The sequence below is a fragment of the Paenibacillus sp. LS-5 genome, from assembly GCF_056121505.1.
The window spans coordinates 74,240-90,230 of sequence record NZ_JBWAVA010000005.1 but is presented as its reverse complement, the minus strand read 5'-3'; the positions used below and the strand labels follow the sequence as shown (position 1 = coordinate 90,230).

The window sequence follows — 15,991 nt, the reverse complement described above, 5'->3', positions numbered from 1 at the left end:
GACTGATTCTTTTAGAAAGAAAGGAGCTTGAACCATGTCCATCGACCGCAAAGCATTAATTCTGCAGGCGGCGACGAAGTCCTTTGTGCAGTTTGGCTATAAAGCCACGACTATGGATCAAGTGTCCAGGATCGCCAATGTAGGCAAAGGTACGATTTATACTTTTTTCAAAACGAAGGAAGAGCTGTTCGAAGAAATTCTGGACAAGGCCTCCCAGGAGCTGACCTCTGTTATGAACCGGCTGGCTTCGGAAGATATTACTTTTACTCTGAAGCTGCTCAATCTGCTCGATTCCATTCTGGAATTCCGCTCGGATCATGAACTGTTCGTCAAGCTGGCGCAGGAGGTTCGTGATATCGGTACGGCTCAGGCGCTTGAAGGGGTTAAACGGATGGAAGAATATGCGCTCGACTTCCTGAAGCAGCAGATTGAGCAGGCGACTCAGCGGGGTGAAGTGAAGCCTTGTGACCCAAGTGTGGCAGCCTTCATGATTCTGCGCTTATACCTGGCCCTGACTACAGAATGGAACAAAGGGCATGAGCCTCTGGACAAAAATCGGATTAAAGAACATATGATTTTGTTCATTTCGAAGGGCATTCTCGTATAGCAGCCAAGCCAACCGGCCTGTAAAAGGCTATTTTTTTTCAATAGTAATGATTGACTGTGAAAATTTTCATTAATTTACAAACAAGAGATAGAAGGTGACGGCTATGAAAGCTATGACTGTGTTTCTGAAGGATTTGAAAATACTGGTGACGAAGCCGATGCTTGCGCTCACTTTGCTGGGTGTTGCGGCTTTGCCGATGCTGTATAGCGGCTTTTTGGTAGATGCCTCATGGGACCCCTATGGCAATACGGGCAAGCTGCCTGTGGCAGTGGTCAACCAGGATAAGGGAGCGGTCTACGAGGGCAAGACTATGAAAGTGGGCGAGGATTTTGTTGAGGAGTTAAAAGACAACAGCGATTTCAAATGGGATTTCGTGGATGCGGCGGAAGCGGAGGATGGCATGGCCCATAACCGTTATTATTTGACGATTACTATTCCTGCCAACTTCTCGGAGAATGCGACTACCTTAACCGAAGAACATCCGGTCCAGGCTGAGATTGTGTACGAGCCGAACAGTGATTATAACTTTGTGGCCGGACAAATCGGCATCAGTGCGATGAATAAATTGAAGTCAAAGCTGTCGACCCAGATCACAGAAGCCTATACCCGCAGCATGTTTGAACAGGTAGATACGATCTCTGAAGGTCTTGGGGATGCCGGAGGCGGTGCAACCGAGCTTAAGGACGGAGCAGGGAAGCTCACTAACGGTTTGTCCACGCTTAAGAGCAACCTGAATAAGCTTGCCAGCGGCACAACCGAGCTCCAGAGTGGACTGAAGCTGCTGGATAACGGCGCGTATAGTCTGAATCAGGGCTCAGGCACATTAACGAAGGGAACAACAGACCTTGCCAGCGGCTTAAGCCAGCTGACTAAAGCCCATCAGCAGCTGCAGGATGGGGCTGTGAAGTCACAGAACGGTTCGGCCAAGCTGCAGCAAGGGCTGCTGGCTTCAAAGGCGGGCAGCAGTCAGCTAAAGGAGGGACTGACCGCATCCGAAGCGGCCAGCAGCCAATTGGCTACCGGTGCCGAACAGGTGGCCAAAGGTCTGGAGCAGATGATGGCGGCAACGCCTGGTCTGCAGGAGAATGAGCAGTTCCAGCAACTGCTGGCTGCAAGCCAGCAGGTAGCCGCAGGCAGTCAGCAGCTGCATACCGGGCAGACGCAACTGCTGGCCGGCAGCACGCAGCTGGACCAGGGGCAACAGCAATTGGCCCAAGGCGCTGCACAGCTGAGTGATGGCAGCACTCAATTGGCTTCAGGGCTGCAAGCCTTCGGCAAGAAGCTGGATGAAGCCAGCACAGGCGGAAGCAAGCTGGCTACCGGAGCAGCGGCACTGAACAAAGGCGCGTCGAAGCTGGAGCAAGGACTGACCAAGCTGACTGGAGGCGTGAACGGCCTGTCAGAAGGTACGGTTAAGCTGAACGATGGTGCGGGCGAACTGAAGGATGGTGCAGGCAAGCTGGCCAGCGGCAGCAGTGAGCTGGCGCAGAAGCTGAACGAGGCTGCAGCGGATACGTCAAGCGTGAAATCCGGGGATGACACGGTCAACATGTTCGCCGAACCGGTGAAGCTGACAGAGAAAACGGATCACAAGCTGGATCACTACGGACTGGGGATTGCACCGTATTTCTTATCATTAGCCCTGTTCGTAGGGGCGCTGGTGTTCACCACTGTGTTCTCGCTGCGGGATTCGAATGTGCCTGGCGCTTCTCCGATGGGCAGATTCGTCAGCCGGACGCTTACCTTCGTAATGGTCAGTATTCTTCAATCGGTTCTGGCCGACATAATTTTGTTATATGGTCTGAAGCTGGAGGTTCAGAGCGTTCCGCTCTTCTTCCTGTTCACGCTGATCGTCAGCTTCACCTTTACTATGATCGTCCAGGCATTGGTTACCTGGCTGGATAACCCGGGCCGTTTCCTGGCAATTGTGCTGATGATCTTCCAATTGACATCGAGCGCAGGCACATTTCCGCTGGAACTGCTGCCTACTTGGATGCAGAAAGTAAATCCTTGGCTTCCGATGACTCACAGTATCGCCGGTTACAAGGCAATTGTCGGTACAGGTGACTACGGGCTGATGGGACAGCAAATCGTATATTTACTCACTTACGCCGTGATTTTCCTTGTGTTAACCTTCCTGTATTTTGCGCGCCAGACTAAGCGCACAGCAGCTGCTCCGAAAGAGCTGACGGTTTGAGCCTCCGGCAGCATAGGGGTACAGCAGGCAAGGAAGCAGATAGACAAGCCATGTAAGCAGGCAAGTCGGCAAGCCAAGCGGGCAGGCGGACAAGTATACAAGGCGATAAGCAGGAGACAAGCCATACAAGGTGGTAAGCAGGCAGAAAAGTATACAAGGCGTTAAGCAGGCACATATATGGAAGCATATAGCAGAAACTCCCGCCCCTGAAGGGGAACGGGAGTTTTTGCGTTATTTAGATAATAAGATTTTTCTGTTATCGATAAGATATACAATCGAATTCGATAAAGTGCATATGAAGCCGAGGAGAAAAGCGTGGGCGAGTGCTGCGATGACTCGAACAACGGCAAAAATGCCGTTATTCAAGCGCCCACCGCAGGAAAGCGGCGGAACAACGGCAAAAATGCCGTTATTAAAGCGCCCACCGCAGGAAAGCGGCGCAATAACGGCAAAAGTGCCGTTATTCAAGCGCCCACCGCAGGAAAGCGGCGGAACAACGGCAAAAATGCCGTTATTGAAGCGCCCACCGCAGGAAAGCGGCGCAATAACGGCAAAAATGCCGTTATTAAAGCGCCTGCCGCATTCCAGGGCCAGTCAAGAAGCATGTACCAGAATGCTGGTTCAAGCTTAGTCCAGCATATATTCGCGGTACTTATCCTTACGGGGATTCAGTACAAAGAGGATGCCGCTGACATAACCTGATACTGCATTGAAGTTACGCTTTAGCGTCGACTTGCCGGTCAGGTAGGTCAGTGTCCACAGCAGGGCGGCGTAATTTTTTACCGGAGCTTTGCGCAGATTCAGCAGGTAATAGTGATTGACCGCTGTTGCACGTGCTACACGTCCCGCCTTGTCGCGGGAGCTTGGGGACTCGTGGTGGGTAATTTTCATATCCGGGTTGATTACAAGCTTGCCGTATTTACTCGCCAGATGGCACATATAGATATCATCAGCCACAGCATAGCTGGTCATCCAGGGGTAAGGCTTCATATCTTTAAGAGCCGAAGCCCGGAAAGACATATTGCAGCCATGGAAAAAATCCGTTTCAAAGGTGTCCCGGGTTTCCCCCCAGAGCAACAGGGAGCCGGCAAGAGTACTGGCAGACAATCTGCCTGGCGATGCCGACATTTGGCAGGTGAGCATACCGAGCAGTTTGCCTGATCTGCTGCTGGACATGCCTTTCGCTATGCCGCCTACGCCGACAATCGACTTGTCCGCTGCATAGGTATCCAGCATCCGGCGGATGTATAGCGGATCATCGAGTTCGGCATCATCATCGAAGCTGAGCAGAATATCGCCGTCAATCAGTCCGAGCGCCTCATAACGGGAGAGCCAGACACCAGGTTTGGTTTTGCGGTAATAGCGAAGTTCTGCCTGAGGCATACGGCCCAGGACTTTACGGAAATATTCCAGAACCTTCTCCTCTATCTCTCCATCGTCAACAATCAGCAGCTCGATCGAGACATCTTCGAGCTCAGTCTGTCTGCCGATGGACTCAATGCACAACGTAAGATCTTTGATCCGGTTGCGCGTGGGAATTACTATAGACACATCATGCATGCCGCTGGCTCCTTCCGGGACGCTTATAACGTCCGCATTCCTAGAATATGACAATCACCGATAATCCATGTTAATTCCAGTGTACTCCCCCTCCGTAGGACCGTATATACCACTTTCGTTTACTTTTTTTTATAGGAATTAAGATTATAATAATTAGGAAATAAGTTGCAGATGATTTTAAGTAATTGGAACTATTTGGGCTTAACTTAAGTCTAAGCTTCCGAAGCCAGTTTTGCGAGACTGATTCATGGAGCTTATGCTATCAAAACTTAAGTCTAAGCTTCCGAAGCCAGTTTTGCGAAACTAATTCATGGAGCTTATGCTATCAAAACTTTAAGGAGGAGACGTTATGCATGTCGGGATCTTTATGCATACTAATTACTTTGAAGATTTCTTCGTAAAAGGTCTGGGTCTCAGTGAAGAGGAATATGTAAGTTCGTATCATAATGATTTTTCATTCGATTATGCACGTCTTCTGCAGACCAAAGGCATCCGCACTACCATTTATAATTTCACCCGGACTGGTGATGAGGTCCGCACTTACCAGCACGGCATTGTGGATTGCACGATTAAGTTCATTCCAGTGGGAAGACTGTATAAATCGTATTGTCTGATCCCGCACTCCCACCGGACGCCTATAGGTAAATTCATCTCCCAATATATTTCCACCATTCAAAAGGATCTGGCCGGGATTCTGCAAGAGGATGGCATCAGCATCATCTATGCCCAGGAGTATGCTTCCGGACGTTTTGAACGGCTGGCTAGAACGGCCAAGCAGTTGAATATTCCCATCATTGCCGCGTATCACGGAGGGAGTATTCATAAATGGATCTTACCCATCAAAAAGCATACGCTGCACAAGGCTTCCTTTCTGACCACACTTAATGAAGATGAGCAAAAAAACATGGTTAGCCATTTCCCGCATATCGCGGACCGGATACGGCTGCTGCCGAACTTTGTGAACTCAGAGATCTTTTACAAAAGAGACAGGGAGCAGGCGCTGGCAACGCTTGGACTGGACCCGGCCAGCAGATATATGATCACCGTAGGGCGTTTGTTTGAGCATCAAAAAGGACATTCTCTGCTGGTTCAGGCCATGGAGCAGTTGCATGCCATTCCTGACCTGAAGGTATTGATCGCTGGCGGCGGGCCGGATGAGCAGAGCCTGAAGTCGCTTATTAGGGAAAAGAATCTTGAGGACCGCATAATTCTCCTCGGCACGATCCGCAACAAGGATATTCTGGCCAGCTATTACAGTGTTTCAGAGCTTTTCGTACTGCCTTCACGGTATGAGGGACTGCCGCTGGTCATTCTGGAAGCAGGTGCCTGCGGGCTGCCCACGGTGGCTTTTAATGTAATGGGGGTACGCGGGCTGGTACAGCATGGGGTGAGCGGTCTGCTTGCTGAAGGCTTGGAGCCATCCGCGCTTGCCGCCTCAATAGATACTTTACTTGCTAATCCTGAGCTGCGTGCAGAGATGGGAGAAGCTGCCTTGAAGATCGTACGCTCTGACTATTCAGAAGAGATCATTGGGGCCCGGTTGTACAATCTGCTTCAGGAAAGCCTGGGGCTTGACCCTTCAGTTACCCAATATGGCGGCGACGGCTTCGCTCCGGAGCTGAGCACCCCAGTGTAACGTGCAAACAGCTTAAGTGAAGTGTGTAAGTGGTATAAAAGCAACATATAACGATCATAATAGCGCTCTACACTCTGCAAAGTAAGCCGGCGGTTCACTCCAAATGTGATCCATCCGTCTTGTGTCCATCAGCTTCCGAATCGTCCAAGCACGATAAGGTGATGGCAGGCTCTTTGTGGAGAGAGGCGCTTTTTTGTGCGCGGAGTTGAGGCCATGCGGTGATAGTACTGCAGCAGGGATAAATATACTTGTAATTTTCACTAATTAACTATACAATTGTAAGTGAGATATATTTAGTTACTTAACTTTAGGAGGAATCCCTATGAGAATAGATGTATGGTCTGATAATGCCTGCCCCTTCTGTTATATTGGTAAAAGACGGCTGGAGAATGCACTGAGCCAGTTCGAAGGCCAAGACAAGGTAGAAGTGGTCTTCCGCAGTTTCCAGCTTGATCCGAGTGCCCCGGTGCAGGCCACTCAGGATATTTATGATATGCTGGCTGCCAAATATGGAATGACCCGGGAGAAAGCGATTGCGACGAACGTTCAACTCGCAGAGCAAGCCAGGGGTGTAGGTTTGGAGTTCAATTTTGATACCGTGCAGAATACGAATACCTTTGACAGTCACCGTTTGGGCCATTATGCTGCCGCCAAAGGTAAAGGTGCAGAGATGTCCGAGCGGCTGCTGGCAGCTTATTTTACCGATGGACATAATCTGGCGGACCACAAAGAGCTGGCTTCTCTCGCTGCCGAGGTGGGTCTGGATGCTGCAGATGTAACGGCAATGCTGGAGACAGACGCTTATGCAGATGCGGTGGACAATGATATTGCAGAGGGACAGCGATTGAATATCACAGGCGTGCCTTTCTTTGTCTTCAATAATAAATATGCCGTTTCAGGTGCTCAGCCTGGTCCGGTGTTCTCCGAAGTCTTGGATACCGTCTGGGCTGAAGAGAAAAGCACACCTGAGCTTAAGGTTGTCGGTAAGCCCCAGTCCAAAGCGGCAGATTCCGAGGGCTGCGATGACGGATCCTGCAGTATCTGATTGCAGAATCTCCGATCTGATCCCGGGTATCCTGCCTTGGACCAGGTTGGCTGGCATGGCATAAATGGAGATACACCCAAAGCCCCCTCCCGTTAGAATGACTGACGGCTAGGGGGCTTTTCATATGCGTTGCTATAGACCAAACGGCAAGCCAGGAAGCAGCGGCTTCCGGGTACGTTCAGCGTTTTATCTGAACGAAGTCACCAGACTCGTAAACAGTGTCCGCACATCATATTGATGCTGCTTGATCGGCTCTACAGGGCGGTTGACGCCCATCAGCGTATACACGGCAATTCTGGCTGCTCTCACAGAGTATTCCTCGGTGAATACCACGTCGTCCGGGATCTCGCAGTATTGGCCTACAAAGGCCAGGTTGGTGGACCCTGCGGGAACGACCTGCGGCCGATCGCTGTTCAGTCTTGGCATGAACTGGGAGGTAATGTAGGGCATCATGCATGGGATACAGTTCGAAGTAGCCATAATCTCTTCCTGATGCGCTTCGAAATGAAGGTGGCCGATCAGCTCCTGCATGATTTCTTCCCCGGTACAGTCGCACATTCTCTTCTTCACGAAATCGCCGGTCTTGTCCGGATACAGTCCGTACCCCCAGAATACCTTGACATGCTCCGGCTGGTTGCGGAAATGCGGCTGGAAAGCAAGCACTACGGACATGAACCAGCTGGAGTCCTTGAAGGTTACGAGTGCGCCTGTACCGGCCCGGTTGCGCGTGAACTTTTCCATCAGATCAAAGAATACCGGGTCCTGGAACGTTACCGTGAACGATTCCCATTTCGAGCCGTCCACATGATCGGCAAAAGGGGAGGGATTGCCTAGACCCGGTTTCTTGGCGGCAATGTTCTCCCACAGCTTCCAGGAGCTGCCCTTGCCGTTCAGGTGCGGGGCGGCTGTCATCGAGCCGAGACTGGAGCCTTCCGTCATAGAGCCGTTCGTAATAATCACGCGATCCTCTTCGCCAATCGCAATGACATCCGGGACGCCTTGGCGCAGCACCTGCATTTTTGTAACGGTAATGCCATCGCCGTCCTTGAAATCCAGATCGGTGACTGTACAATTCAGGGTGAAGTCTACGCCGAAGGGCTCCAAATACTGCTGCAGCGGCAGAATAATGGAATCATATTGGTTATAGGGGGTGCGGGTGACGCCCTCAAGCGTTTGAATACGCGGGAATTCATGCATGAAGCGGATCATATATCTTTTGAATTCAACCGCACTATGCCAAGGCTGGAAGGCAAACGTCGTTGCCCACATATACCAGAAATTCGTCTGGAAAAAATGAGGGCCGAACCAATCGTTGATTCGTGCTATGCCCATTTTGTCTTCAGGAGTGATAATCAGTTTGCCCAAGGCCATGCGATCCGCCATATCGAAGCCCATAGACAGTACATCCTCGACTTCACCCTCACGGTTAATCAGGCGGGCATTGGAGTGAGTGGGATTGGCGTCATCGAATGCTGTAATTTCCTCCCGCAGCGATTGCCCCGGTTGGTCGATCGAAGGAATGGTGCTCAGGAGTTCCCAGAGGTTCTCGTAGGTTTCATCGTTCAGCATCCGGCCGCCCCGGATCACATAACCTTGTTCACCGCTGCCCGAGCCGTCGTTGCTGCCGCCGAGGATTTTCATCTCTTCTATAATGTGAATGTTCTGTCCGGGAAAGTCGCAGTCTCTTACGAGGTAGGCCGCACCTGCAAGGGATGCAATACCGCCGCCGATGAAATACACCTGGCTGTTACCGTACTCTTTTTTCACTGTGAGTCGCCTCCATAGGGTTGCTGTTTCTATTGCTGTCCCTAATGTAAACCAAGGCTGCCGCACAAGGTATGGTCAAAAGTCTGCGAGTGTATGAATTTTGGTCACTTATGGCAAAGTGTAAGGTTTTCCGACGGAAACCGCCCTTTTAGAGATTGCGCAGTCCATTTTCATTGGCATATTGATGCAGCGCTTTGGCAAAATTCCCTTCAATCAGCACACTGAGCTTATCGATGATCAGCTTCGGTTCATCCTTCATGCCGTCCCGCATCCACTGGATCACAAGTCCTGTAAAAGCCAGTGTATAAAAATTAGCGATAAACCGCTTGTCCGCAGTGCTAACCTCCATCTCACCCGCCAGCTCTTGAATAACCCCCATAATCAGGCCGTTAGTCACTTCATACAGATATGCATCCAGATGTGTTCTCCCTAGAGAGTCCAGCGTATTGCAGCAAAAGGCCTTGTTAGCCCCTATATAGCAAAAAATCCGGTAAAACCCGTCTGTCCACGTGCTGTAGCTGCGGTACTGGGCGATGCTCTCCACAGCTTCCGTCTGATAAATCCAGCCCAGCAGCTCAAAAATATCCTGAAAATGATAATAGAACGTCTGACGGTTCAGCCCGCAATCGTCCACCAGATGTTTGACAGAGATTTTGTTCAGCGGGACATGCTCCATCAGGTTTTTTAGCGAATGGGCGAGGGCTTTTTTGGTCAAAAGGGAATTGGACACGGTCTACCCCCTCATCATGTAATCCAAAAGTATTATGCGCGGCGCTTGTGTCTGACCAGCCAATAGATTCCCTCAGCGAGCAGGCCAGCCGCCAAGCCCCCAAGCGTGAACATTGCAAACGTGAGGAAGCCCGCCAGATCTTCCCATCCGGACATATCCCGGTAGGTGTAGGCGATCATGAACCCAAGCCCGGTCAGAATCCCTAACGTGGTGATCAGCCAGACCAGCCTTGCGCCGAACCAGCCGAAGCCGTTTACAAGGATGGACACGCCAAGCGCAAGTGCGGAATACCGGCCAAGCAGGAGAACACTGAATTCCTTGTCCAGCAGGACAAAGCGGTGCAGCATCAGCAGCAGCCACAGAACAAGTGCGTAGACGGGAACTGCGATGTACCAGCGTTTGCTTTTAGCGGTTGGCAGGAAATTCATGAACTCTTCACCTCATTCAAAAGAATAATTAGATCTCTTCCAGTTCCTCCGCACTTTGCAAAAGAAACTTCAAGAGGCTTGGGATATCCTCCATCTGCTCTTCGGTAATCTGCCGGTTGAACTGCAGCTCGATGCAGTTATTGTAGGTGTCGTCTTCCTGGCCGTACAGGTAACTCAGAGATTGAACGGGCTGGAAATCAGGTCCCCAAATGGTGGTAAGGACATCCTCAATGGCCGGACACTGGACATCCACATCATCAATTTCCATATAAAAGCGTAAAAGAAGACCGCAGCCGGGATTGCTGCCCGGTGTTTCCAGAATCTCGTCGCTTAGCTCCTTCACCGATGAGAGCAGCACTACCTCGGAGGTCACATTTCTGCCGCCGGTCAGCTTGAAGGACAGAGTGAACTCCCGGGACATCAGCGCCAGGTTCATCAAATCGGTACGGTCCGTTACCACAAGAATTCCATCCAGATTATCGTAGTCATAGATCTGATTTTCAAATGCGGTTTTAATATTGTCAAAGACAGTAGGATGGAACATATAAGGCACCTTCTTAAGTTTCTCTATATTGTATCATGACGGGAATTGCTGCGAAAATGTTGCTGGTCCTGCGGCGTCCCATCTAAGCACATAAAGGGATGCATCTCCAGCGGATCCGCTGTGGATGCATCCCTTTATAGAAGCAAATAATCATTTATTTCAAGCCCAATCCCCGGTTCCGCAACAGACTTTAGTTCGTTGGCGCGGGTGCAGAGTATTTCAGGAACGTCTTGGGGATGGCGCTCTCAAAGGTAAGCAATTCTCCGGTGGTCGGATGTACGAAGGAGAGCACACGGGCATGCAGTCCAAGCCGGCCCACAGCTTTGGTCTCTGCACCGTATTTCTTGTCCCCGGCTATCGGATGTCCGATATCGGACAGATGTACACGGATCTGGTTCTTGCGCCCGGTCTCCAGATGAACTTCCAGCAAAGAAAAGTGGCGGTTAGCCTGAATAAGCTTGTAGTGGGTTACGGCATGCAGGCCGTCCCCTTCATGGGGACTGGAATACATCTTGAGCGTCGAGGTTTCCTTCAGCCAGGAGCTGATGGTTCCTTCCGGTTTTTTGACGACACCTTCAACAAGAGCTACATAGGAGCGTTCCTTCACCGTTTCTTTCCACGTATTCTGCAGCATTTGCTGGAGCTGTTCACTTTTGGCGAACATCATCACACCGGAAGTGTCGCGGTCCAGTCTGTGTACCACAAAGACACGGTTTTTCGGATTGCTCTGGCGGACATGCTCCATCAGCTGGCGGTAGGCGGTCAGTTCATTGTCTTCGCCGGTGGCGATGGACAGCAAGCCCGCATCCTTTTGAATGACAATCAGATCGTCATCCTCATGAACAATCGTCAGTCCGATCATTTCCTGTACCTGGACTGGCTTTTCCTGGTCAATGGTAACGGTCTGGCCGGGATGAAGCTGAAAATTATGTTTGGTCACTGCCTTGCCGTTCACCGACACCTGCCCCCGGGAGAGCATGGACTTAACGGAATTTCGCCCGCGGCTTGCAAGGGTCTTCAGCAGAAAAGCCAGCAGTTCGGCAGGTTCGGCCACCGTATACGATTTAACGGGCGCCGGTGCTTTGGCTGCCCCCGTCTTGCCGCCTGTTTTGCTATTAGGTCCTCTTGTACCGGACTTAGGCTGAACTTTAGCGTTCACTCCCGGCCTAGCACCGCGTTTGGAACCCTCTTTGGGATTTCGTCTTGTATTCATGGAAGCATTCTCCGTCCTCTAATAATGTACTCCTCAATATACCATGAGCCGTGAAGAAATACTACGGATCGGCTAGATCATGATTATTCGCCAGGCGATGATGATTAAAGCTATACCGGCAAAGCACCATCCGATTGCAGAGGCGAATTTTTTTTCCCGGACCCATCCGCTGGATTTGTAAATATTCCTGTCCACAGTGAGCAGCATCAGTGCGGAGAATATGGCAACGGCAGCAGAACTGGCATAAAGGTGGATCATGAGCATTCCCCTCGTTTCCTAAGTCTTTTTAAGTCCGACTCTCCGCAGGTGCAGTTCTAGGTTAATGTCCACGGTGATGCTGCCGTAGAGCTCCTCCCAATCATTTTTGTTATGAATATGCTGTTTCCAATACGCAGGATGGCGGGCCCGGATAATCTCCCCCATTCCAAATATATCAGCATGATCCTTCTGGGTCTGCTGTATCAGCCGCCGGATCACAGCGTTCGCATTCTCTTTGAATTCAAGCTCAATCTCATGCAGACTTGCAGAGGAGTCGGCAGGCCTCAGGTTATGATAGTGCTCATCCAGATCCCCTTCAAGATAAATGTCAAAGGATAGAACAGGCTTACCGTCCCGGATGAAGCTGCGGGCCTTGGTATAGCGCTCATTGGTTTTGGTCATGACCATACCGTACTTCCTTGTTTTGAAAAGAGTGGAGTAGCCGCCCGGGTCCATACCCTGAACTGCCATGAATGCGCCGATTTCAAGCGGCTGAGTTGTATTGACCATTTTGCCCTGGCTGAAATAAGCCAGACCATTAATCAGAATGTTCTCTTTGTTGCGCAGTGCCACATAAGGAAGATAGGCGCTTTGTCCCCATTTGGAATCCGACGACCAGTAGGTGCCGATATAATCTGCGGGGAATATGCCCGAAGTTACTGCCTTCTCCATCATGGATAACACGTATAGTGTAGGGACGCGCTGCAGCGGAGGTTTGACATCCATGAACTGCGAAGCACGTCCTTCGCATACCAGGAGCCAGGTTCTGCGCCGGACTTCAGGATTGCGCCGGAGATAGTCATCCAGATCGTCCATTCTTCCCCGGGCGATGTCTTCGCTGATGACAATCACCCGCAAATGTACGAGATACCGGGGATCTGCGATCTGCTGCTGCAGATTGTTCATGGCATCATCAAGCGAATGTCCCACCACTGTAACCACCCACACGGGGCTTGTTTTTCCGTTTTCACTTCCGCTGCCCGGGCCAAGCGGGACACGTCCGGGTACAGCGATCTGCGCTGTGACACTAATCATTTGATGCGGCATTTCTGTATCCTTAAGATGGGTAACCTGTTCTTCCTCAGCAGCCTTCTGGGGGGGGACGGTATCAATGGATAGGCCCAGCACCAATGCCCGGTCCTCAATCTCAACCTGATCCCAGCAGCCGGCAAGGAAGAGACTGATCATGGCAGCCGGCAATACTACCGAGACTATTTTTCGCAACAAATTATTCATGAGAGGCCTTCTTTCCAGAGCGGCGCAGCCCATAGACCACCCATAGCAGAATGGAGTAGCCAAGCATGAATATCAAAGATATATTTCCCAGTGCCAGCGACCACGTGTAGGTTTCAAAGACATTTTCCGGAAGCATGGCGATCACAAAAAGTAAAGGAAGCACCGCACTAGAGGTCATACGCTGATCTCTCAGACCAAGCAGATTCTGCAGGAGGTAGGACGACAGGTAATAGGTAGTGTAAATGGTGGTGTAGACTGAAATTACCCATATGACTATAAATAGAGCGTCCAGCCGCTCCAGAAAACCTTCTCCTACTGCCGCTGACCTTGCGGTTTCCAGTGTAGGATAAATCAGCAGTTTGGTTTCTTCAGCGCCGAACATGCCTATGCATGCTATAGCAATCAGCAGATATACAGCACCTGAACCCAGAATGCCAAATGCCCCTGCACGTACGGCCTGCTTTGGCACCTTCATGAAAGGGATCAGCAGGATGATCACAAAGGAGCTTTGGAACAGGTAGCTGGCTTCACGTGCGCCTTTCCAAAAAGAGGCCGTAGGAGCGGTCAGAACCGGCTGCAGATTCAGCACATCGACGTTCCTCATGGAAATCAGAATTGTTACGAGAACAGAGCCGATGATCATTGGCAGGTAAAAGAAATGAATATAGGAAAATTTAATAATATTCCTCCTGGCGGACAGCTGGCATATCAGCAGCATCAGAATAATGGTCGCTTCAATCGGTGTTTTATTGAATAAAACACTGGTGGCGACATCTCCAAACTGGCGTGCGGTAAGACCGGTAAGCGTCATGAAAATAAGACATATAACCAACGTGAAGAACATGGCCAGCGGGCGGCCGATTAATCGGCGGCTGAATATGAATAACGATTCTTTTGGGAAACGGCGGCATAAGGAGGCAAGCAGCCAGAAGCTGAAGAACGAAATCAGGATACCGGTGAGAGCTACAAAAGGTCCGGCACTATTTCCGGCGACAGCCATGTAACGGGGAAAGCTGAGTATTCCCACACCCATGATCGTGCTACTGATTACGGCTGCCGCCCGCAGTGTCGTGATCTGACGGGAATCGTTCACCGGTCTCCCCTCCTTGCTGAAGAATCTGGTCTATATAAGTTCCAGGAACAGAGCCGGGTAATTTGGTACTGTCCTGGGTATACAAAAAGCTGGGACGCCGGCGCATCCACCACAAAGGTGCCCTCACCAGCGTATCCTTCCAATCCCGCCATTTGCCGGGAATATACGGTGACATATACGGAACACCGAACGATTCGAGGAATAACAGATGATTGATGATCAGGATTGTACCAACCATCACACCGTAGAGTCCAAACATTCCGGCGAGAAGGATTAGGGGGAACCTCAGCATACGCAGACCAATGGCGGCGTTATAAGCCGGGGTGGCAAAAGAACCGATCGTGGTTAGCGCGACAATGACCACAGTGATCGGACTTGCCAGACCCGCTGCAACCGCAGCCTGGCCGATGACGAGCACGCCTACAATAGAGAGGGCCCCGCCAATCATCTGCGGGAGGCGGATGGTGGCCTCACGCAGCACCTCCATGGACACCTCCATGATCAGCACTTCCAGCACTGCCGGGAAGGGAACGCCGGCCCGGCCCCCGGAGATGGCTACGGCGAAATCTGTAGGCATCAGCTCCGGATTATAGGAAATCACAGACACGTACAGAGCCGGGAAGAACAGGGAGAAGGCAAGTGCGATCAGGCGGATCATCCGGATGAGGCTGCCCATAATAAAACGTTCGGTATAGTCGTCTACCGTTTGGAAGAATTGGTTGAACAAAGCCGGAACAATCAGGGCAAAAGGGGACCCGTCCACCAGGATAGCCATCCGGCCTTCGAGCAGGGAAGCTACCGTTTTGTCCGGCCGCTCCGTGCTCTGAACCTGCGGGAAGGGAGACAACGGCTGGTCTTCGATGAATTGTTCAATGTAGCCCGCATCGATAATCCCGTCGGTATGAATAATTGAAATCCTGCGCATCACCTCGGCTACCAGCTTCGGATCAGCCACGTTGTCCAGATAACACAAGGCTACCCTGGACTGGGTCCGTGTCCCCAGCGGACTGATTTCAATCCGGAAGTCCGTACTCTGCAGCCGGTAGCGCAGGAGAGAGAGGTTGTTCTCGAGCTTCTCCACATAGCCTTCCCGCGGTCCGCGGATCACCTGTTCCGTCTGGGGCTGCTCTACACTGCGGATGTCGATCTGACGCATATCCAGCAGAAGAGCTTCACTTGAACCTTCTATCAGCAGAATCAGCTGGCCTTTGACGATGGCGGGAGGCAATGCGGATACGTCTTGTTCTGTCGTTCCTTTTGTGACTTGTACCGCTACCTTCCAGATATATTGGGACATCTCAGCAAGCTTGTCCGGCATTCCGGGACTTCCGGCAGAACGGTCCATAAGCGGTTTAAGGATATATTCCTGAATCTGCTCCTGATTGACCAGAGAGGAGAAGAAAATAAGCGCAGCCTCATATCTGCCAAACAGCAGAAAATCACGCACGACAAGATCTCCGCTTTGGCCGAGCCGGGCAAGCAGTGCTTTCATATTATCTTTCAGGCTGAGGCTAATCTTGTCATTGCCGGGAACGGACGGCATAGGGGAGGGCTGCTTTTGCTTTTGTTTATATGAAGCGTATTTCTCTTGCCATCCTTGCATTCGGCCGCCTCCTTTGGGCTGGAAGTTTGGAGGATCACTATAAAGTGTTGGTTAGTAGGGGTTTTTTTATGTAA

General features: G+C 51.0%; 15 protein-coding genes. 5 read left to right on the top strand and 10 right to left on the bottom strand.

The genetic code is table 11. The features are described from left to right. The first annotated feature begins 34 nt into the window (after nucleotides 1-34). The 3 genes from AC0MA3_RS09950 to AC0MA3_RS09940 all read left to right on the top strand — a co-directional run bounded on the left by AC0MA3_RS09950 (nucleotide 35) and on the right by AC0MA3_RS09940 (nucleotide 3,435). Nucleotides 35-607, top strand: a complete 573-nt coding sequence (locus AC0MA3_RS09950) for a TetR/AcrR family transcriptional regulator (protein WP_379155261.1) — start codon at nucleotides 35-37, stop codon at nucleotides 605-607. 103 nt (nucleotides 608-710) lie between these two features. Continuing rightward, on the top strand, nucleotides 711-2,804 hold the full coding sequence (locus AC0MA3_RS09945; RefSeq protein ID WP_474656041.1) for a YhgE/Pip family protein: 2,094 nt from the start codon (nucleotides 711-713) through the stop codon (nucleotides 2,802-2,804). 226 nt (nucleotides 2,805-3,030) lie between these two features. Continuing rightward, nucleotides 3,031-3,435, top strand: coding sequence for a hypothetical protein (locus AC0MA3_RS09940; protein ID WP_474656040.1), 405 nt, complete (start codon nucleotides 3,031-3,033; stop codon nucleotides 3,433-3,435). Here the strand turns inward: AC0MA3_RS09940 and AC0MA3_RS09935 are convergent. Then, nucleotides 3,432-4,364: a glycosyltransferase family 2 protein gene (locus tag AC0MA3_RS09935; RefSeq protein ID WP_474656039.1), complete on the bottom strand. Its 933-nt coding sequence runs from the start codon at nucleotides 4,362-4,364 to the stop codon at nucleotides 3,432-3,434. The two genes, AC0MA3_RS09940 and AC0MA3_RS09935, sit on opposite strands and share 4 nt — an antisense overlap. A gap of 349 nt (nucleotides 4,365-4,713) precedes the next feature. On the opposite strand from AC0MA3_RS09935, the gene AC0MA3_RS09930 reads away from it, so the two are divergent. Further along, entirely contained in the window at nucleotides 4,714-6,000 is a 1,287-nt protein-coding gene (locus AC0MA3_RS09930; RefSeq protein WP_474656038.1) for a glycosyltransferase family 4 protein, read from the top strand. A gap of 322 nt (nucleotides 6,001-6,322) precedes the next feature. After that, nucleotides 6,323-7,045 (top strand): DsbA family oxidoreductase, encoded by a 723-nt coding sequence (locus tag AC0MA3_RS09925; protein ID WP_474656037.1) that lies wholly within the window; start codon nucleotides 6,323-6,325, stop codon nucleotides 7,043-7,045. Nucleotides 7,046-7,231: 186 nt separating this feature from the next. Here AC0MA3_RS09925 and AC0MA3_RS09920 read toward each other — a convergent pair whose 3' ends face one another. The 9 genes from AC0MA3_RS09920 to AC0MA3_RS09880 form a co-directional block, all read right to left on the bottom strand. Next, complete coding sequence (locus AC0MA3_RS09920) at nucleotides 7,232-8,812, bottom strand: oleate hydratase (RefSeq protein ID WP_474656036.1); 1,581 nt, start codon at nucleotides 8,810-8,812, stop codon at nucleotides 7,232-7,234. Nucleotides 8,813-8,960: 148 nt separating this feature from the next. Then, nucleotides 8,961-9,542 carry a dihydroxyacetone kinase transcriptional activator DhaS gene (dhaS, locus tag AC0MA3_RS09915; RefSeq protein ID WP_474656035.1) on the bottom strand — a complete coding sequence of 194 codons (582 nt, stop codon included), beginning with the start codon at nucleotides 9,540-9,542 and terminating at the stop codon, nucleotides 8,961-8,963. 32 nt (nucleotides 9,543-9,574) lie between these two features. After that, nucleotides 9,575-9,970 (bottom strand): hypothetical protein, encoded by a 396-nt coding sequence (locus AC0MA3_RS09910; protein ID WP_474656034.1) that lies wholly within the window; start codon nucleotides 9,968-9,970, stop codon nucleotides 9,575-9,577. Between the two features lie 28 nt (nucleotides 9,971-9,998). Continuing rightward, nucleotides 9,999-10,514: a hypothetical protein gene (locus tag AC0MA3_RS09905; protein ID WP_379155290.1), complete on the bottom strand. Its 516-nt coding sequence runs from the start codon at nucleotides 10,512-10,514 to the stop codon at nucleotides 9,999-10,001. A gap of 190 nt (nucleotides 10,515-10,704) precedes the next feature. Next, nucleotides 10,705-11,727: an RluA family pseudouridine synthase gene (locus tag AC0MA3_RS09900; protein ID WP_379155294.1), complete on the bottom strand. Its 1,023-nt coding sequence runs from the start codon at nucleotides 11,725-11,727 to the stop codon at nucleotides 10,705-10,707. Nucleotides 11,728-11,799: 72 nt separating this feature from the next. Beyond that, nucleotides 11,800-11,985 (bottom strand): CLC_0170 family protein, encoded by a 186-nt coding sequence (locus AC0MA3_RS09895; RefSeq protein ID WP_379155297.1) that lies wholly within the window; start codon nucleotides 11,983-11,985, stop codon nucleotides 11,800-11,802. A gap of 18 nt (nucleotides 11,986-12,003) precedes the next feature. Beyond that, nucleotides 12,004-13,221 (bottom strand): Ger(x)C family spore germination protein, encoded by a 1,218-nt coding sequence (locus AC0MA3_RS09890; protein WP_474656033.1) that lies wholly within the window; start codon nucleotides 13,219-13,221, stop codon nucleotides 12,004-12,006. Then, on the bottom strand, nucleotides 13,214-14,314 hold the full coding sequence (locus tag AC0MA3_RS09885) for a GerAB/ArcD/ProY family transporter (RefSeq protein ID WP_474656032.1): 1,101 nt from the start codon (nucleotides 14,312-14,314) through the stop codon (nucleotides 13,214-13,216). The genes AC0MA3_RS09890 and AC0MA3_RS09885 overlap by 8 nt, the downstream gene beginning before the upstream one ends. After that, nucleotides 14,262-15,917 (bottom strand): spore germination protein, encoded by a 1,656-nt coding sequence (locus AC0MA3_RS09880; RefSeq protein WP_474656031.1) that lies wholly within the window; start codon nucleotides 15,915-15,917, stop codon nucleotides 14,262-14,264. The genes AC0MA3_RS09885 and AC0MA3_RS09880 overlap by 53 nt, the downstream gene beginning before the upstream one ends. Between the last annotated feature and the right edge of the window lie 74 nt (nucleotides 15,918-15,991).